This is a genomic window from Nocardia sp. SYP-A9097 (genome assembly GCF_009649815.1).
GTDB lineage: Bacteria > Actinomycetota > Actinomycetes > Mycobacteriales > Mycobacteriaceae > Nocardia.
On the sequence record NZ_WJIC01000001.1, the window covers coordinates 427,416 to 444,854 of the forward strand.

General features: G+C 66.3%; 16 protein-coding genes. 11 read left to right on the forward strand and 5 right to left on the reverse strand.

Annotated features, from left to right (window positions below; all coding sequences use genetic code 11):
* Positions 1-34 precede the first annotated feature (34 nt).
* Positions 35-802 carry an SDR family NAD(P)-dependent oxidoreductase gene (locus tag GFY24_RS01955; protein WP_309230319.1) on the forward strand — a complete coding sequence of 256 codons (768 nt, stop codon included), beginning with the start codon at positions 35-37 and terminating at the stop codon, positions 800-802.
* A gap of 194 nt (positions 803-996) precedes the next feature.
* Here the strand turns inward: GFY24_RS01955 and GFY24_RS01960 are convergent, their stop codons facing one another.
* The 3 genes from GFY24_RS01960 to GFY24_RS01970 all read right to left on the reverse strand — a co-directional run bounded on the left by GFY24_RS01960 (position 997) and on the right by GFY24_RS01970 (position 5,120).
* Positions 997-1,197: a cold-shock protein gene (locus GFY24_RS01960; RefSeq protein WP_153803188.1), complete on the reverse strand. Its 201-nt coding sequence runs from the start codon at positions 1,195-1,197 to the stop codon at positions 997-999.
* Positions 1,198-1,521: 324 nt separating this feature from the next.
* A complete protein-coding gene (htpG, locus tag GFY24_RS01965) occupies positions 1,522-3,474 on the reverse strand; it encodes a molecular chaperone HtpG (RefSeq protein WP_309230320.1) in 1,953 nt (650 codons plus the stop codon).
* Complete coding sequence (locus GFY24_RS01970) at positions 3,471-5,120, reverse strand: TM0106 family RecB-like putative nuclease (protein ID WP_309230322.1); 1,650 nt, start codon at positions 5,118-5,120, stop codon at positions 3,471-3,473. Before GFY24_RS01970 ends, htpG begins: the two co-directional genes overlap by 4 nt.
* A 635-nt stretch (positions 5,121-5,755) precedes the next feature.
* On the opposite strand from GFY24_RS01970, the gene GFY24_RS01975 reads away from it, so the two are divergent.
* The 8 genes from GFY24_RS01975 to GFY24_RS02010 all read left to right on the forward strand — a co-directional run bounded on the left by GFY24_RS01975 (position 5,756) and on the right by GFY24_RS02010 (position 10,729).
* A complete protein-coding gene (locus GFY24_RS01975) occupies positions 5,756-6,397 on the forward strand; it encodes a DUF6474 family protein (RefSeq protein WP_153803189.1) in 642 nt (213 codons plus the stop codon).
* 63 nt (positions 6,398-6,460) lie between these two features.
* Positions 6,461-6,964, forward strand: a complete 504-nt coding sequence (locus tag GFY24_RS01980; RefSeq protein ID WP_153803190.1) for a hypothetical protein — start codon at positions 6,461-6,463, stop codon at positions 6,962-6,964.
* Between the two features lie 44 nt (positions 6,965-7,008).
* Positions 7,009-7,665 (forward strand): YcnI family protein, encoded by a 657-nt coding sequence (locus GFY24_RS01985; RefSeq protein WP_153803191.1) that lies wholly within the window; start codon positions 7,009-7,011, stop codon positions 7,663-7,665.
* Positions 7,662-8,198, forward strand: coding sequence for a copper resistance CopC family protein (locus GFY24_RS01990; RefSeq protein ID WP_153803192.1), 537 nt, complete (start codon positions 7,662-7,664; stop codon positions 8,196-8,198). Before GFY24_RS01985 ends, GFY24_RS01990 begins: the two co-directional genes overlap by 4 nt.
* The gene (locus GFY24_RS01995; RefSeq protein ID WP_309230323.1) at positions 8,195-9,163 is read left to right on the forward strand and encodes a CopD family protein; all 969 of its coding nucleotides are present in this window, start codon (positions 8,195-8,197) and stop codon (positions 9,161-9,163) included. The genes GFY24_RS01990 and GFY24_RS01995 overlap by 4 nt, the downstream gene beginning before the upstream one ends.
* A 78-nt stretch (positions 9,164-9,241) precedes the next feature.
* Complete coding sequence (locus GFY24_RS02000) at positions 9,242-9,703, forward strand: SRPBCC family protein (protein WP_153803193.1); 462 nt, start codon at positions 9,242-9,244, stop codon at positions 9,701-9,703.
* A 73-nt stretch (positions 9,704-9,776) separates the two neighbouring features.
* Positions 9,777-10,157 carry a DUF5313 family protein gene (locus tag GFY24_RS02005; protein ID WP_153803194.1) on the forward strand — a complete coding sequence of 127 codons (381 nt, stop codon included), beginning with the start codon at positions 9,777-9,779 and terminating at the stop codon, positions 10,155-10,157.
* A 101-nt stretch (positions 10,158-10,258) separates the two neighbouring features.
* Complete coding sequence (locus GFY24_RS02010) at positions 10,259-10,729, forward strand: DUF1707 domain-containing protein (RefSeq protein ID WP_194852710.1); 471 nt, start codon at positions 10,259-10,261, stop codon at positions 10,727-10,729.
* Here GFY24_RS02010 and GFY24_RS02015 read toward each other — a convergent pair.
* Complete coding sequence (locus GFY24_RS02015; protein WP_153803196.1) at positions 10,722-12,950, reverse strand: serine/threonine-protein kinase; 2,229 nt, start codon at positions 12,948-12,950, stop codon at positions 10,722-10,724. The two genes, GFY24_RS02010 and GFY24_RS02015, sit on opposite strands and share 8 nt — an antisense overlap.
* Before the next feature lie 113 nt (positions 12,951-13,063).
* Here GFY24_RS02015 and rraA point away from each other — a divergent pair, with 113 nt between their 5' ends.
* The gene (gene rraA, locus GFY24_RS02020; protein ID WP_309230325.1) at positions 13,064-13,552 is read left to right on the forward strand and encodes a ribonuclease E activity regulator RraA; all 489 of its coding nucleotides are present in this window, start codon (positions 13,064-13,066) and stop codon (positions 13,550-13,552) included.
* A 98-nt stretch (positions 13,553-13,650) separates the two neighbouring features.
* Here rraA and GFY24_RS02025 read toward each other — a convergent pair whose 3' ends face one another.
* Complete coding sequence (locus tag GFY24_RS02025; protein ID WP_153803197.1) at positions 13,651-13,872, reverse strand: RNA-binding S4 domain-containing protein; 222 nt, start codon at positions 13,870-13,872, stop codon at positions 13,651-13,653.
* Positions 13,873-13,972: 100 nt separating this feature from the next.
* Between GFY24_RS02025 and lysX the strand changes: the two genes are divergently transcribed.
* Positions 13,973-17,332 (forward strand): bifunctional lysylphosphatidylglycerol synthetase/lysine--tRNA ligase LysX, encoded by a 3,360-nt coding sequence (gene lysX / locus GFY24_RS02030; RefSeq protein WP_153803198.1) that lies wholly within the window; start codon positions 13,973-13,975, stop codon positions 17,330-17,332.
* The last annotated feature ends 107 nt before the right edge of the window (positions 17,333-17,439 follow it).

The window sequence follows — 17,439 nt, forward strand, 5'->3', positions numbered from 1 at the left end:
TGAGAGGGCGCTCCCACGTTCGAAGGGACTTACCGTGGAGATTTCCGGTTCCGCCGCCATTGTCACCGGAGGCGCCTCCGGCCTCGGTGCCGCCACCGCCAAGCGCTTCGCCGATGCCGGCGCCACTGTGTTCGGCCTGGACCTGGCCCAGTCGATCGAGCGCGCCGGCGACAGTGTCCCGGCCGGCGTCACCCTGATCCCGACCGACGTCACCAGCGGTGACGAGGTGGCCGCCGCAATCGCCAAGGTCGTGGAATCCGGTGTGCCGCTGCGCATTGTCGTCAACTGCGCCGGTGTGGGCTGGGCGGGACGCATCCTGTCCAAGAACGGCCCGCACGACCTGGAGCTGTTCCGCACCGTCATCACCGTGAACCTGCTCGGCTCGTTCAATGTGATGCGCCTGGCCGCCGACGCCATGGCCAAGACCGAACCGGTCGACGAGTACGGCCAGCGCGGCGTGGTCATCAACACCGCGTCCGTCGCGGCGTTCGAGGGTCAGATCGGGCAGATCGCCTACTCCGCCTCCAAGGGCGGCGTCGCCGGTATGACCATTCCGGCCGCGCGTGACCTGGCGCAGTTCGGTATTCGCGTCAACACCATCGCCCCCGGCATCATCGACACCCCGATGCTCGCCGGTGTCACCGAGGAGTACCGCAAGGGCCTCGAGGCCGGTGTGCCGTTCCCGTCCCGCCTGGGTCGCCCGGATGAGTACGCGCAGCTCGCGCAGTACATCGCCGAGCACGATTACCTCAACGGCGAGACCATCCGCATGGACGGCGCTCTCCGCATGGCGCCGCGCTAACCACGAGAACGACACAAGGCCCGCACCGGATGTCGGTGCGGGCCTTGCTATTTGCTGTAAGTCGCGACAACTGATTTCGCGAGGGTCGGGGTAACTCCCGGGGTACCCCCAAAATCGGTTGCGCGCCTGACCGCTTCTACGCGTACGGAATTGGCTACGGCACCCAGCCGTGCGCCAAAGTTCCGGGGAGGCGGCTACTGCGGGCGGACGGCCGCAGCTTGCGGACCCTTCTTGCCCTCGGTGATTTCGAAGCTCACGGCCTGGCCCTCTTCGAGCTGGCGGTAGCCGTTGCCTTCGATTTCAGAGTAGTGAACGAACACATCGGGGCCGTCCTCGCGGGCGATGAAGCCGTAGCCTTTCTCCGCGTTGAACCACTTGACGGTGCCCTGAACCATAACTTTCTCCTGCTGGATGTTGCATCGGCCGCCGCGGTCACGGCGACCGGGTCGAATCAGAAGGCGGCTTGCAACTTGGCTGGCAAGAGAAGCGCCCGCACGATGTTCAGCGCGAGCATGTAAGACACGAACACGAAAAACTTACGACCAAGACGTACAACGTACGCGCCGCGCGGGAGTTCCCGAAACCCTCGCGGCATTGCGAGCGTCACATTCAGGCCAAATCGGGCATGGCTAAAATCCGCCGCTCAAGATGCGGGGGGAGAAGAAAGTAAGGCGGCCTGCGGACAGGAGTCCGCAGGCCAGGGCGCTACTTTCGGCTACCTAGAGCGATTTGGTGAGGCGATCCGCGAGGACTCGGGCGAAGCGCGCCGGATCCTTCAGTTCGCCGCCCTCGGCGAGAACGGCTGTGCCGTAAAGCAGTTCAGCGGTCTCGGCAAGCTCGGCGGGCTTGTCGGCGTCATCCTTGACCTTGGCGAACGCATCGCGCATGCCCGTCACCAACGGGTGCGCCGGGTTCAGTTCGAGGATGCGCTTGGAGTCCGGCAGCAGCTGACCCGAAGCCCGGTACATGCGCTCCAGCAGCGGGGTGAAATCGAACACATCACCCACGATGCAGGCCGGCGAGGTGGTGAGGCGGGAGGTCAGGCGGACCTCCTTCACATTCTCGTCCAGGGTGGCGGCCAGCCAGCCGAGCAGATCGGCGAAGTCCTTGTCCTGCTGTTCACGCAGGGCCTCGGACTCCTTCTTCTCGTCCTCGGACTCCAGATCCACCTCGCCCTTGGCGATGGATTGCAGTGGCTGCCCGGCGAATTCGGGTACCGAACCGACCCACATCTCGTCGACCGGATCGGTCAGCACCAGCACCTCGAGGCCCTTGGCCTTGAACGCCTCGATATGCGGTGAGTTCTCGATCTGCTCGCGGGACTCGCCGGTCATGTAGTAGATCGCCTGCTGGGTCTCCGGCATGCGCTCCACGTACTGGGCCAGCGTGGTGAGCTCTTCAGTCGAGTGCGTCGACGGGAAAGACGAGACACCCAGGATGGTTTCGCGATTGTCCGCGTCGGAGAGCATGCCCTCCTTGAGAACTCGGCCGAACTCACGCCAGAACGTCTGGTACTTGGCTTGATCCTCGGCCTTCTGCAAATCCTTGACCGTGGACAGCACCTTCTTGACCAGGCGCTTCTGAATCATCCGCAGCTGCCGGTCCTGCTGCAGAATCTCGCGGGAGACATTGAGCGACAGGTCCTGTGCGTCCACCACGCCCTTGACGAAGCGCAGGTACTCCGGCATCAGCTCTTCGCAGTTGTCCATGATGAACACCCGCCGCACATACAGCTGCACGCCGCGCTTGTGCTCACGCGTGAACAGGTCGAAGGGTGCGGTCGAGGGCAGGAACAGCAGCGCCTGATACTCGAAAGTGCCCTCCGCCTTCATCGGAATGACCTCCAGCGGGTCGTCCCAGGCGTGCGAGACGTGCTTGTAGAACTCCTTGTACTCCTCGTCGGAGACCTCGCTCCTGGGGCGGGTCCACAGCGCCTTCTGCGAGTTCAGGGTCTGGGTTTCGGTGATCGTCCGCTCGGTCTTGTCCTCGCCCTCACCCTCGGTGACGGTGCGATCCACATCCATGCGGACCGGCCAGGCGATGAAATCCGAGTACTTCTTCACGATTTCGCGGAGCTTCCACTCCATCGTGTAATCGAAGAGGTGGTCCTCGTCATCGGAGGGCTTGAGCTGCAGGGAGACAGCGGTGCCCTGCGGGGCGTCGTCCAGCTCCTCGATGGTGTACGTGGAGCTGCCCGCGGCGGATTCCCAACGGGTGCCGGTGGTTTCGCCTGCCTTACGGGTGGTCAGGGTGACCTTGTCCGCGACCATGAAGGTCGAGTAGAAGCCGATACCGAACTGGCCGATCAGCTCCTCGGCGGCGGCATCGGACGTGGTTTCCAGCAACTGCTTGCGCAGGGTGGCGGTACCGGACTTGGCGAGCGTGCCGATCAGGTCCACGACCTCGGCGCGGGACATGCCGATGCCATTGTCGGTGACGGTGAGCACGCGCTGATCGTGGTCCACCGTCAGCTCGATGTGCAGGTCCGAGATGTCGGCCTGCAATTCCTTGTCGCGGAACGACTCCAGGCGCAGCTTGTCCAGCGCGTCCGAGGCATTCGAGATCAGTTCCCGCAGGAACGTGTCCTTATTCGAATAGACCGAATGGATCATCAGCTCGAGCAGCTGATGGGTTTCGGCCTGAAACTCCAGATGTTCGACGTGATCGGTCACGATGCGATATTACGTCCCGAGAAATCGGCGATGGCGGGAACCTCCAGATCGGCCCGCTGGGTCATCCAGTCGCGCAACACCTTCGTCGCCTGCACATCGTCCTCGTTGTACTCGAGAATGCGGGTGCGCTGCGACATATCGGGTTCGCCGCCCTCATAGGCGACGGCCAGGCGATACCAGCTCATGGACGCCTCACCACCGGCCTCGGGATCACGCCAGGAGAAACCGGCGACCGGGGCGATCTTCTTGAGACCCTTACCGTTCGGGCAGATGAACTGCTCCGACACCGCCTGGAACATGTCCACCCACTGCGGGCTGTCCACGAACTTCTGGATATCGCGCTCGGTGGGGATACCCGGCATGCCGGCGAAACGACGCGCCGACTCGTACAGCCACTTGTCCTCGGCGGTTCGCGAATAGCAGTAGGCGGCAAAGGTTTTGCCCTCCGCCGCCGCGTCCGCGCGGACCCGCATCAGCCACGCCCAGAATTCGGCGAAGGAACGACCCTCGTCCTCGGTGGGCAGCGGATCCCAGGTGACGAACGGGCGGTAGACGCCATCCAGCAGGGTGCCCCACAGGTACGCGCCGTGCTCCTGATAGCTCTCCAGGTCCACATCCACCTCGACATCGGCGCGCGTCACCCGCACCTGATCGACCCGGCGGACCAGGGGGGCGCCGGTGGCCCAGGCCCGCGCTGTCACAACGGTTTCGGTGAACAGTTCGAAATGCCAATCGTCCGGTTCGTCACCGGTCCAGGCGGCCAGCTCGTCGATGGTGTCGACGCCGTGCCGGCGCAGCACATCGGCGCGCGCGCCCGGGGCCACCAGGCTCACATCGCGATGCGCGACCAGCCACTTCTCACAGCTGAGACCGCCCTCCTCGGGGGCGCGGGACCACCACGGGCACTGCCGGCACTCCGGGACCTTCGACGGGACCGTGGGAAGTTCACCGCGCACCACCGCGATACGGTCCGCGTAGCGACGGTCGTAATCGTCCAGGATCGGGCCCAGATCGTGAATCAGGATGCGGTCGAAGGCATAACCGATCGCACCACCCACCAGGGCGGGACTCGCATAACCGTGCCGCTGCAACATGCGATACAGGTGAGCGAGGCGCTGCTGATCACGCGGCTGCGGACGCGTACGGACGTAGCGGTCCGGCTTCGGCGTCCACGCGTACAGGCCACTGGTCATCGGATGGAAATCCGCCGGATCCGGTTGACGCGGATCGGTCACCTTGTGATTGACCACCACGATCGGGATGTAACCGCCGCGATCGGCGTCCCGCCACAGGATTTCGCAGCCACCGCGACGACCCGTATCCGCCTCCTGCGGCAGCAACCCACCCCAGATACGATCCGCGCCCGCCGCCATCGCGGCCATGGTCGCCTCCGCGCGCCGGCCCGCCGACTGACCCGGTTCGATCACCGTCCAGCGCGCCGGATCGCCTCCGATCAGCGTGTCCCGCACATTGATCCGATGCGCGGCCGCCGCCTCCCGCCGCTGCTGAACCCCGGCATCCTCGGCGACTCCCGACAGCACTTGCGGATGCGTGGAGTCCAAAAGCAGCCGGTGGCGGCAGCCGATCAAGGCCCGCGCGTCAAGGAACGCGGCCCGCTCGCCATGGTCACCGATGCCCGAATACACGCCTAGCAGTATGGCCTTATCCCCCGACACTCCAAGCCTCGCGCCCCTCGGCGCGCAGAGAAGTGAATGCGGGGGCAGGCCCCCGCACCCCCCGGGTGGTGGGAAAACGCCGTCGGCGCTGCGCCCCGAATTGGTGAAGGGGGAAGCTGACGCTAGGTCTTGGGGGCTTCGCCCCCAAACCCCCGAAGGACGGTGGAGACTGCGCTACGTCGGCGCATGGGCTTCGCCCCCGAACCTCTGAAAGACCGTGGAGGCCGCGCCACGCCGGTGCTTGGGCTTCGCCCCCGAACCCCTGAAAGACCGTGGAGGCCGCGCTACGCCGGTGCTTGGGCTTCGCCCCGAACCGGAGCGACCGCGACACCGGAACGCGAAGCTGTCACCCCGCGACTGGGGCGAAGCAGCCGCGACCTCGGAAGGTGGCGGGGTGGCACGCGGGCTCGGTAGCGCTGCTCCGGAGGGGGAGAGGCTGTGTGCGGGAAGCCCTGCCGGTGGCGCGAATTGGGGTTCAAGTGGCACGGCGGGTGCGGGGTTGGATCGGTAAACGATATGGTGGGCGCAAACTGTGTTTCATGGGCGGACAGGCAATTCCCCCGGCCCTGTGCTGCCATGGCGAACCAGCATGACGGAGGCCATCTATGGGGTTGTTCACCAAGCGCAAGAAGAAGGTCAGCCGGCGGGCCGAGGCCAAGGCGTTGAAGCACAAGGCCGCTATGGAGGCCAAGCTCGGGGCTCGTAATGAGCGGAAGAAGCATCGGGGTGAGGCGCGGACGCAGAAGAAGGTTGCGAAGGCGGAGATCTCCAAGCTGCAGGCCGAGGAGAAGGTCGCGCTGAAGCTGGCCGCCAAGGCCGAGCGGGATGCGTTCAGTGTCGCGTCGGTGCGCAAGTACCTCGGTGTGGCGCGGATTCTGGTGCCGGTGCTGGCGCCGCTCGCCTATCGGGGCGCGACCATGGTGCGTGGACAGTTGGATACGCGACGCGCGCAGCAGCTCGGAATCGGCGTGAATCAGCTCGGCGAATTCGCCGGGCCCGGTGCGAAATTGCAGGCGCGACAGGCGAATGTGGAGACCACCCTCGCCGAACTGGAGCGCAAGAATCCCAAGGACGGGGATACCGCGAAGTTCGCGGCCGCCACTCGCGACCGGCTGGAATCGCTGTCCGCCGCCATTCGGACCGCCGCGCAGATGCCGGTGCAGCGCCGGCGTGCCGTGCACGCCTCCATCTCCAACGAGCTCTCCGGTATCGAAGCCGATGTGCTCGCCCGCCTCGGCGTGAACTGAGCAGCATCCATGCGAGGCCGCACACCAGCCGAGAACCGGGGCTTACGCTCCGGCAGCGGCTTGATGTGTGGCCACCCGCTCCGCGGCACTCTCGCGGCCATCGCCATGACGGTGCTCGCTGTCGCGGCACATGGGGTCGCGGGTGGTGGGTATCCGGATTCGGCGGGGCTGACCCTGCTGTTGGTCGCCGCGGCGGCGATCGGAGCGGTAGCCGCGGTGGTGCGCTCCCCCATCGCGCTGCCCGCGCTCATGGCGCTGGGCCAGCCGGTGTGCCATATGGCGTTGAGCGGGCTAGCGCACCCCGGGCATGCCTCGGGGGCAATGGATTTCGTGAACGATGGGGTGATGGCGGCGGCGCATGCCACAGCGGCCGTATTGTTCGCGGTACTGATTCTGGTGGCCGAGCGGCTGTATGCGCTTGTGTCACAGGCGGTTCGGACAGCGCTCACCCGACCTGCGGCTTTGCTGGTTCCACGTGGAACCGGACGTTGGGCCGCGGGCAGCGTCATGCGGGGGCGACTGGCGCCGGGGGCCAATGGATCTCGCGCACCACCGGTTGCGGTGTGAGTCGCGTCCATTCGTAACCCTTTGCCAGAAAAGGCTGTTCACTCATGCATATCTCTCCTTCGCGCGCGTTCGGCGCGGCCGTGGCGGCCGCCACCCTGACGCTGTTGGGCGCGGGCGTCGCGTCCGCGCATGTCTCCGTCGACGCGCCGGGTGCGTCGCAGGGCGGGTACGCGGTCGCCACCTTCAAGGTGCCGACCGAATCCGATACCGCTTCCACCACCAAAGTCAGTGTGGCGCTGCCGAATTTGAAGAGCGCCCGTACCGAGCCCATGCCGGGCTGGGCGTCGAAGGTCGACAAGAACGACAAGGGTGAGGCCGTCGCCGTCACCTGGACCGCCGATCCGGGCAACCCGGGTGTGGCGCCGGGGCAGTTCCAGCGTTTCGCGCTCTCGGTCGCCCTGCCCAAGCAGGAGAAGGTCTCCTTCCCCGCCACCCAGACCTACAGCGACGGCAAGGTCGTGGTCTGGGATCAGAAGGACAATCCGGACGGCAGCGAGCCGGAGCATCCCGCCCCGACCCTGACCCTGGCGGCCGGCGGCGGCGATGACGACCACGCCGCGACCACCACCGACGCCAAGGAAGCCGCGGATTCGAAGGACACCGACAACACCGCCCGCTGGCTGGGCGGTATCGGCCTGGTGCTCGGCGCACTCGGCGCGGCCCTGGGCATCGGCAGCGTCATCAAGGGCCGCAAGTCATGAGCCGCAAGCTTTTCGCCGGTGCCCTGACCGGCCTGCTGATCACCGGATTCGCCCTGCTGGGCGGCGGTGTGGCGAATGCGCATTCGGCGGCCATCGGCTCCAGCCCGGAGAACGGCGCGCAGATCGACCTCTCCCCCGCGCGGGCAAGCGTCACCTTCAATGAGGAGCTGCAGGCGAGTTATCCGTCCATGACGGTCACCGGCCCGGACGGCAATCTGTGGTCCAAGGGGCAGCCGAAGGTGGAGGGCGCGACCGTCAGCGTCGAGGTCGGCGAGCTCGGTCCGACCGGCGAGTACAAGATCGCGTACCGGGTCACCTCCGCCGACGGGCATCCGGTCAGCGGTACCCGCACCTTCACACTCACCAAGGCGGGCAATGGAACTCCCGGCCCGAAGGCCGACTCCTCGGCCAAGTCGGGTGGCTCCGGTGGCGGCGGTGTCCCACTGTGGGTGTTCATCGCGGGCGCGGTGGTGCTGTTCGGCGGCGGTCTGGCCTTCGCACTGCTGGGCGGGCGGGGCAAGCAGCGTAGGTGAACCGGTCCGACCGCACCGATCGTCGCAGTGAGCGCGGGACGACCGGCGGCAGCAGCTCACTGAAATGGCTACTGCTACTGGTCGTTCCGCTCGGACTCTGCGGTGCGGCACTGGCCTGGGCGCTCGCCGCCAGCGATCCCGTGCAGTCCGAGACGGCCGTGCGGGTGCTCGCGGATCTGGCGGGCGCGACCGTGCTCGGATCGGCCGCGCTGCCAAGGCTTTCCGAACGACTCGCGCCCCCGTGGCGGGTGCTCACCATCGTCGCCGGAGTCTGGGCGGTGATGGAATTCGGCATGCTGGCGCTGGAAGCCTCCGAAGTGCAGGGCATTCCGCTCGCCGAGCTGTCGGCGGGACAATTCGGCGACTACCTCACCGCGGTCAGCGGCGGTCAGATCGGGATCGCACTGCTCATCGGCAGTGGCGCGGTCGCGATCTACAGCGCCTTCGGTTTTCGCAATCCGGACCGGGTGACCGCGGATCTGGTGCTGGTGTTCACCGCGGTGACCCTGGCGCTGCGCCCGATCACCGGGCATATGTCGCAGCAGATGTTCGGTTCGGTACTGGGTGCGGTGCACGCCCTCGCCGCCTCGGCCTGGTTCGGGGTGCTGCTGGCGCTGGCACTCACCGTGCGCACCCGGGGCGAATGGGCGGTACTGCTCCCCCGCTACTCCCGCTGGGCACTGCCCTTGGTGGCGACGGTGACGGTCACCGGAATCGTGAACGGCCTGATCCGGGTCGGCGGGCTCACCGAATTCGGCACCACCGGATACGGCCGGATTCTGCTGGCCAAGACCGTGATTCTGCTTGCCCTGCTCGCGCTGGGCTGGTGGTGGCGGCGCACCTGGGTACCGCTCGCGACCGATCATCGAATGGATGCGGAATCCTCTTTGCGCCGTGCGATTTTCGAAGTCCTGCTGATGTCGGTGGTGTTCGGCGTGGCCGGAACGCTCGCGGTCACCGCGTAGAAATCGGGCCGCGGCGGCCGATTGTGGCGCTCACCTCATGATCTGCGCATGGAAATGGAACCCGTTACTGTCGTGCGCATGACCGAAGTCAAGATCGTCGCGGACTGCGCCGCCTCGGCGGAATCCGCCTTCGCCTATGTCAACGACTACCAGCACCTGCCGAAATTCATCAATGAGATCACCGATTTCGTACCCCTCACCGAGCAGACCGAGGGCGTCGACGCCACCTTCGACGGCACCATCGGACTCGGCCCGGTGAAACTGCACTCCACCATCAAGATCGTGCGGCACGAACCCGGCTACGCCATCGCGGTGAAGTCCATCAAGGGCTTCGAAATCGAATCCACGTTCCTGTTCCACGACAAGGGCGCGGAATCCTGCACCATCGACGCCATCGTCGACTACCGGGTGCCCGGCGGCCTGGCCGGAAAACTGCTCGGCAAGACCATCGAACCGTTCGTGAAACTCGCCGTGAAGAGCTCCACGCACAACCTGGTGACCCAGGTCGCCGCATTCCACACCGAACGCACCAGCGCCTGAGCCCGCCGGGGTCGTCAGAGCCGCCGGCCCCCCGACATTTGTCCCGATCCGCTCCTGCGAGGATCCTGGGCTCATGTCCGAACGCACCACACCGACCCTCGCGCAGCGCATCGGCTATATCTGCGGCCGCACCCTGCCGCCCTCGATGTCGGAGTGGGTGCGCACCGACCTCACCGGTCCCGGCGCCACCCGCCGCTATCTGCTCCGCATTCTCATACCGATGATTCCGGTGCTCTGTCTGTTCCTGCTCATACCCGGTCCGCTCTGGATGAGATTCGCCATGATGGCGCTGCTGTATCTGCCGCTCATCTACTTCACGGTCGCGCTCACCTATGTGTTCCGGCGCAACAAACTCATCAAGCACGGATTCGATCCGGACCTCGCCGACACCGAGCGACGCGAGCGTGAAGCCGCCGAACGCAACTCCTACGAACAGCGGCACGGCCGAGCCTGAGCATTCGCTGTGGTTCCGGTCTCGATTACGGGCCGACCCGCCGACGCGGGCATACGCTCGTCGAGAAGAGCAATACCGCTTCGGGTTCGATGGAGAACCACATGCAACCGCACTGGAATCCCGCACATCTGCGAGCGAGCGATGCCGACCGGGAACGCGTGATCGAGGGCCTCAATCAGTGTTTCCGCGACGGCCGCATCAATGCCGACGAACTCTCCGAGCGAATAGGGCTGACCTTCAACGCCCGCACCTTCGCCGACCTCGATGTCGTATTGCAGGGGCTGCCCGTGGTGCGGCCCATGCCACCCATGCCCGGTATGACGCCGATCCCCGCGAACACCCCGATGTTCTACGCGCAGAACCGGCAGCGACAGTGGAATGGCATGGGGCTCACCGCATTCGTGCTCGGGGTATTCGGATTCATCTGCGGTATCACCGCGATTCCGGCGGTGGCATTGGGCGCGGCGGCCATCGCCATCGATCCCAAACGCGAGGACAAGGCGTTCGCCATCGCCGGAGTCGCGGCGGGCGGGGTGTGGCTGCTGCTGTTCGCGTGGTTGTGGCTCACCTGAAATCGGAGCGGAAGGAGATCGCGCGTTCGAACGCGCGCAGATCCGCCTCCAACTGCCGGAAAAGCCAATAGTCGCCGAGGAATCCGAGCACACCGGCCAGGCACAACCATTTGATCGGGCCGATCACCAGGGACACCTCGTGCGGGGTCAGGAACAACAGACTGGTGACCACCCCGATCAATGGAATCGCCACGGCCACAGCGAGATAGCGGGTACAGCGGCGGCCCAGCGCGCGCAGGGCCTGCTCGTCACCGGCGGTCTCACCGTGGGTGAGCAGCCGCGGATAGAAGCCGCGCACCACGAAGAAGGTCACCAGGAAGAACGGGTACGCGACCGCCACCGCACCCGAAACCAGCAGGGTCGCAATCAGATTCACCATCCGGCCCGGCGACAGATCGGTATAGACGAGCAGGGAGATGGCGGCCACGATCGCCGACACCACCCACCACAGGAATGCCAATAGCGCGACCCGATCACCCGCGACGAGGGTGTCGCGGCGCGCCCGCCCCAGCGTCTCCGGATCGTAACTGCGGCCCCGGCGCAGCCCACGCCACACGATGAAGGCCCGGCGGCACAGATAATTGGTGACAATGATCGCCGCGGGCGTGGTGAACAGCGCCAGACCCGCACCCACCGCCTGCAGATGGTGCCGCTCGGCCTCGGTGAACCAGATATCCCATAGCGGGCTGTTGTGCAGATTCGCGTACAGCATGCCGAGGAAGTCGCCGAGGAAACTCGCGGCCGTCACCAGCAAAACCAGCGACCACGGTCCGACCCTGGCGCGCAGGCTGTTTCGCGGCGGATCCACCAGATCGCGGGCCCGATGATCCAGGCACAGATCCAACTGCTGCGCCAGCGCCGCACCATCGGCCCAGCGGTCGTCGCGATGCGGGGCAAGACATTTGAGCAGTACGCGGCGCAGGGTCGGCGGGCAATCGGGCGGGAGCTGTTCCAGATGGCGCGGATCGATCTCGCGCTGCCGGATGCGCAGCATGCGTTCCAGGGAGGATTCCGAATCCCCCGCCCGGGTCTCGTCGTCGAACGGCCGCTGCCCGGTGAGCAGCTCCCACAACACGACTCCGAGCGCGAAGATATCGCTGCGCCCGTCCAATTCCTCTGCGGTATCCGGTAATTGCGGATGGCAGGCGGCCAACTGCTCCGGCGACATATACGCGAGCGAACCGCCGAAGTACGCGAGCGGACTGGTGCCCGCCACATGCAGGCTGAAACTGATATTGAAATCGGCGAGCTTCGGAATACCGTCCGCGGTGAGCAGCACATTGGCGGGCTTGATATCCCGGTGCAGCACACCGTTCTCCGCCGAATAGTCGAGCGCGCGAGCCAGCCGGCTACCGAGCCAGGCCACCGTCTCCGGCCAGGTCTGCGCGGCAATGGCGGTGCGGGTGGCGGATGCGCTGGGCACCAGGCCGCCCTTGTCCCGCATGGCGGAATCGACCGCCGCCAGCAGCAGCCCGCCGTCTCGTTCGGCGACCGGGCGCTGCCGCACCAGGCTCAGCACCTTCGACAGCGTGCCGCCGGGCAGGTACTGCATGTACATGAGTTTGAGTTCGCGCTCATCCATCAAGCGCTGATCGAAGACGCGCACGATGTTCTCGTGATCCAACTGGGCCAGGGTCTCGGATTCGGTGCCGTGATTCTGCGACACCTTCACCGCGACCAGCCGCTGCATGGACCGCTGCCGGGCCAGGAAGACCCGGGCGAAAGCGCCCGCGCCCAATTCGACGAGCAGGTCGAAATCGTCCACCCGGTCCCCGACTTCGATACCGTCCAGGGCTTCGCGGGCGCGCGGGCGGGCGATCAGGGTGCTGCGATAGTCGCGTTCACCCCAGGCGGCCTCGGTGGGCGCGGCCTCGGTCGGAAAGCCGCTCTCGTCGATACCGCGGCCGGAGCGGCGCAGGGCGTGGAACTCCTCGTAGGCGAGGTCGGGCGGAAGCGGGCCGGAGCGCAATTCGTCGTATTCCAGGCGATATTCGGCCAGGCGCTTGGGGAAGTCGTAGCGGATCCAGCGGTACTCGAGATCGACTTTGATCAATTCGATCAGGCACAACCGCCGCGTCTGCGGGTCCGGTGGCAGGAATTCGGCCAGTGGCGGCGGGTGACCGGCCGCCTCCCATGCGGCGCCAAAGCGCGCCGCGACTGCTGTCAGCAGCGAGCGGGTCTCGCCGACAGCGTCCGACTCGATCGCAGACTCCAACCTCATGCCCTCCGCACGAACCATGACAACCGGTCCTCCCCGGTGGATGTCACTTGGATTCAAGTATGCGCTCGCAGGTCGGCACGGGCGTACCGAATTCCGCCTGACAAGATAGGCCGGTGACCGAATCAGCAAACTTTGTCGCCACTGCTGACCTGGCCGATGAGATCGGCCCCGAGATCCGCAGCTGCGATACCCAGTTCATCCAATTCGGCGGCCGGGAAGCCTTCGCGGGCCGCATCGTGACCATCCGCTGCTTCCAGGACAACCTCCTGGTGAAGCAGACCCTCGGTGAGCCCGGCGAGGGTCGCGTACTGGTCGTGGACGGCGGGGCGAGCATTCACACCGCGCTGGTCGGCGACATCATCGCGGGCCGCGGAGTGGACAACGGCTGGTCCGGCGTAATCGTCAATGGCGCGGTACGGGATTCGGCGATCCTGCGCACCCTGGACATCGGCGTCAAGGCGCTCGGCACCAACCCGCGCAAGAGCACCCAGACCGGATCCGGGGACAAGGACGTGCCGGTCGAGTTCGGCGGCGTGAAGTTCGTCCCGGGCGAGATGGTCTACAGCGACCACGACGGGGTTGTCGTCCGCGCCGAGGACTGAGCCTTCTCGAGAAACTCCGGGGAGACTCTCAGCGACCCCGTTCGCCACCCGGCGTACAGGGTGGGGCCGGGGTGAGCGGGGTTGCGCGGCGAAGATGCTCAGCCGTTGGCGACGCGGACCTTGTGACCGGCGAGGGTGATGATGTCTCCGGCGCAGAGTTGACGCCCGCGGCGTAGCTCCACCTCGTCGTTCACCCGCACCAGGCCCTCGGCGATGACTTGTTTGGCTTCCGAACCGGAATCGATGAGGTTCGCCAGCTTCAGGAATTGGCCGAGCCGAATGACATCGTCTTCGATCGGCACATCGACTGGATCCGACATGTTTACATCCTCACCCGCCGGTTCCAGGAGACCAAATATCGCCCCCGCAACCAACCGGTAAGGGGCCCGCAACGAGACACGAACCGGGTTCCGAGTGCACATGGGCGAGCGCAACATACACACTGGTGCGGTGACTTCGACGCAGGACCGGCAGCACCGGGAACTCGAACACAGACCCGACGCGCCGTCGCCCGAGGTGCCGCACCGCGGCCACGGGCGGCTCCGGGAAGTCCCGCACGTCGCGGGGCTGGTCCTGGGCGTCTTCGCGGTCCTGTGCGCCATGTGGAGTATTTCGCCCGGGCTGCGCTACCTGACCTCGGGCCTGCGGCACTACGTCGACACCTATTACTTCGACTCGCCCGACACCTCGCTGGTGTGGGCGCTGGTGGTCGGCCTGCTCGCCGGCGCGACCGCCAGCCGTAAGCGCATCGCCTGGTGGTTACTGTTCGGCTATATGGCGGCGTACGCGCTGGCCAATGCCCTGGACTTCGCCGCCGAAGGCGATCTCAACGCGCTGGTCGCGCTGATCATCCACCTCGGTGTGATGGCCGTGCTGGGCGCCGCCTGGTCCGAGTTCTACACCCGGGTGCGCAGCGGCACCATCCTGCGCGCGTTCGGTGTACTGATCGGCGGCCTGACGCTCGGCTGCCTGATCGGCTGGGGTCTGGTGGAACTGTTCCCCGGCAGCCTGCCGCCGGACGAGCAGCGGCCGCTGTGGGCCGTCTCCCGGGTCACCGGCGCGATCCTGGTCAGCAATGAGGACTTCGACGGGCATCCGCCACACCTGGTGAACCTGCTGCTCGGCCTGTTCGGCGCGATCGCGCTGCTGGCCGCGGTGATGGTGCTGTTCCGGTCGCAGCGCGCCTCCAACGCACTCACCGGACTCGACGAATCCGCATTGCGCGGGCTCATCGAACGCTCCGATGTGGAGGATTCGCTCGGCTACTTCGCCACCCGCCGCGACAAGGCCGTGGTGTTCGCGCCCAGCGGTAAGGCCGCCGTCACCTATCGCGTGGAGCTCGGCGTCTGCCTGGCATCCGGTGATCCGATCGGTAAGAAGGAAGCCTGGCCGCACGCCATCGACGCCTGGCTGCGCCTGGCCGACGAATACGGTTGGGCCCCGGCCGTAATGGGCGCGAGCGAGCTCGGCGCGACCGCCTACCGCCGCGCCGGACTCTCCGCCCTGCGCCTGGGCGACGAGGCCATTCTGGAGACCCGCACCTTCACCCTCGCCGGCCCGGAGATGAAACAGGTCCGGCAGGCCGTGAACCGACTTGCCAAGCAGGGCATCACCGTTCGCGTGCGACGGCACAAGGAGATCTCCCCCGAGGAGATGGCCGATGTCATGCGGCGCGCCGACCTGTGGCGCGATACCGAGACCGAACGCGGCTTCTCCATGGCGCTGGACCGGCTCGGCGACCCGCACGATGGGGACTGCCTGCTGGTGGAGGCCATCGATGCGGACGAACACGTCCTCGGCATGCTGTCCCTGGTGCCGTGGGGCCGCACCGGCGTCTCGCTCGATCTCATGCGCCGTGATCGCCACAGCCCCAATGGCGTCATGGAATTGATGATCTCCAAACTGGCGCTCACCTCCGACCAGTACGGCATCACCCGAATCTCGTTGAACTTCGCGGTCTTCCGCGCCGTCTTCGAGGAGGGCAGCCGGATCGGCGCGGGACCCGTACTGCGACTGTGGCGTTCGGTGCTCATGTTCTTCTCGCGCTGGTACCAGTTGGAGGCGCTGTACCGCTCCAATGTGAAGTACCAACCAGATTGGGTGCCGCGCTTCTCACTCTTCGAGGAGCGCCGGCAACTGCCGCGCGTGGCCATCGCCAGTGCGCTCGCCGAGGGCTTCCTACCGCGAATCGGCAAGGAGCAGAACGCGACCGCGCATACCGGTCTGCGCTCCTCGGTGCCGGCGACCATGAGCGGACTGCACGCCGACGGCAGCCTGCCGGACCTGCCGCCGGAGGATCCCGACGAGTCCGGACCGCGCCGCCCCGAACAGGTGCGGGTGCGCATGGACAAACTGCGCAAACTCACCGACTCCGGGGTGGACGCGTATCCGGTCGCCTACCCGCCCACCCATACGGTCGCCGCCGCACGACGATCGCCGCAGGGCACCACCGTGCGAGTCTGCGGGCGGCTCTTGCGGATTCGCGATTACGGCGGCGTCACCTTCGCGCTGCTGCGCGACTGGTCCGGGGAGATCCAGCTGGTCATCGACCGCGGCCGGGTCGGCGACGAACGCAGCGGCGACTTCGACGAATTCTTCGACCTCGGCGACCTGATCGAGGTCAGCGGCAAGATCGGGCACAGTCGCAGCGGAGAGCTGTCCCTGCTCGCCGCCGACTGGCGCATGATCGGAAAATGCCTGCACCCCTTGCCCGACAAGTGGAAGGGCCTGGCCGATCCCGAGGCGCGCGTGCGCCAGCGCTACGTCGACATGGCCATCAATACCGATATCCGCGAGGTGATGGCCAAGCGCAGCGCCGTGGTGCGCTCACTGCGAGACACATTGCACGGCTGGGGATTCCTGGAAGTCGAGACACCGGTGCTGCAGCAGGTGCACGGCGGCGCGAACGCCACCCCGTTCACCACACACATCAATGCCTACGATCTCGACCTGTACCTGCGTATCGCACCCGAGCTGTACCTCAAGCGACTGTGCGTCGGCGGTATGGAGAAGGTGTTCGAACTCGGGCGCGTCTTCCGCAACGAGGGCGTGGACTACAGCCACAATCCCGAGTTCACCATCCTGGAAGCCTATGAGGCGCACAGTGATTACGAGCGCATGATGCACGCCTGCCGCCAGCTCATCCAGGAGGCGGCGCTGGCCGCCAACGGGAAGATGGTGGCCATGCGGCCCGGCCCGGACGGCACACTCACCGAGGTGGACATCTCCGGCGAATGGCCGGTGCAGACCGTGCACGGCGCGGTCTCGGACAAGCTCGGCGAGACCATCACCCCGGAGACCGATACCGAACGCCTGCGCATACTCTGCGACAAGGCCGGGGTGCCGTGGCAATTGGGTTGGGACGCCGGACAACTCGTGCTCGAGATGTACGAGCACCTGGTGGAGTCGAGCACCGAGGAGCCCACCTTCTATATCGACTTCCCGACCTCGGTCTCCCCGCTCACCCGCGCGCACCGGCATATCGCCGGGGTGACCGAACGCTGGGATCTGGTCGCCTGGGGGGTCGAATTGGGTACCGCCTACAGCGAATTGACCGATCCGGTGGAGCAGCGCAAACGCCTCACCGAGCAGTCCATGCTGGCCGCGGGCGGCGATCCGGAGGCCATGGAGTTGGATGAGGACTTCCTGCAGGCCCTCGAACACGCCATGCCGCCGACCGGTGGTCTCGGCGTCGGGGTGGACCGCGTGGTCATGCTCATCATCGGGCGCAGCATTCGCGAAACCCTGCCGTTCCCGCTCGTGAAACCCCGTACCGGATAACCGATTCGAGAATTTCGTCGATCTTGTGAACGTTTCCGCGTTCACAGCCGATTCACAGTGGACTCCCAGATCCGGTTCCGCCAGTTAATCTTTGGTGCGGCCCCGGG

Bases quoted from the DNA above. Each gene is read 5' to 3' on its own strand.
- GFY24_RS01960 (WP_153803188.1), bottom strand. From the start codon at position 1,197: ATGGTTCAGGGCACCGTCAAGTGGTTCAACGCGGAGAAAGGCTACGGC.
- GFY24_RS01975 (WP_153803189.1), top strand. From the start codon at position 5,756: ATGGGGTTGTTCACCAAGCGCAAGAAGAAGGTCAGCCGGCGGGCCGAG.
- GFY24_RS01980 (WP_153803190.1), top strand. From the start codon at position 6,461: ATGTGTGGCCACCCGCTCCGCGGCACTCTCGCGGCCATCGCCATGACG.
- GFY24_RS01985 (WP_153803191.1), top strand. From the start codon at position 7,009: ATGCATATCTCTCCTTCGCGCGCGTTCGGCGCGGCCGTGGCGGCCGCC.
- GFY24_RS01990 (WP_153803192.1), top strand. From the start codon at position 7,662: ATGAGCCGCAAGCTTTTCGCCGGTGCCCTGACCGGCCTGCTGATCACC.
- GFY24_RS02000 (WP_153803193.1), top strand. From the start codon at position 9,242: ATGACCGAAGTCAAGATCGTCGCGGACTGCGCCGCCTCGGCGGAATCC.
- GFY24_RS02005 (WP_153803194.1), top strand. From the start codon at position 9,777: ATGTCCGAACGCACCACACCGACCCTCGCGCAGCGCATCGGCTATATC.
- GFY24_RS02010 (WP_194852710.1), top strand. From the start codon at position 10,259: ATGCAACCGCACTGGAATCCCGCACATCTGCGAGCGAGCGATGCCGAC.
- GFY24_RS02015 (WP_153803196.1), bottom strand. From the start codon at position 12,950: ATGAGGTTGGAGTCTGCGATCGAGTCGGACGCTGTCGGCGAGACCCGC.
- GFY24_RS02025 (WP_153803197.1), bottom strand. From the start codon at position 13,872: ATGTCGGATCCAGTCGATGTGCCGATCGAAGACGATGTCATTCGGCTC.
- lysX (WP_153803198.1), top strand. From the start codon at position 13,973: ATGGGCGAGCGCAACATACACACTGGTGCGGTGACTTCGACGCAGGAC.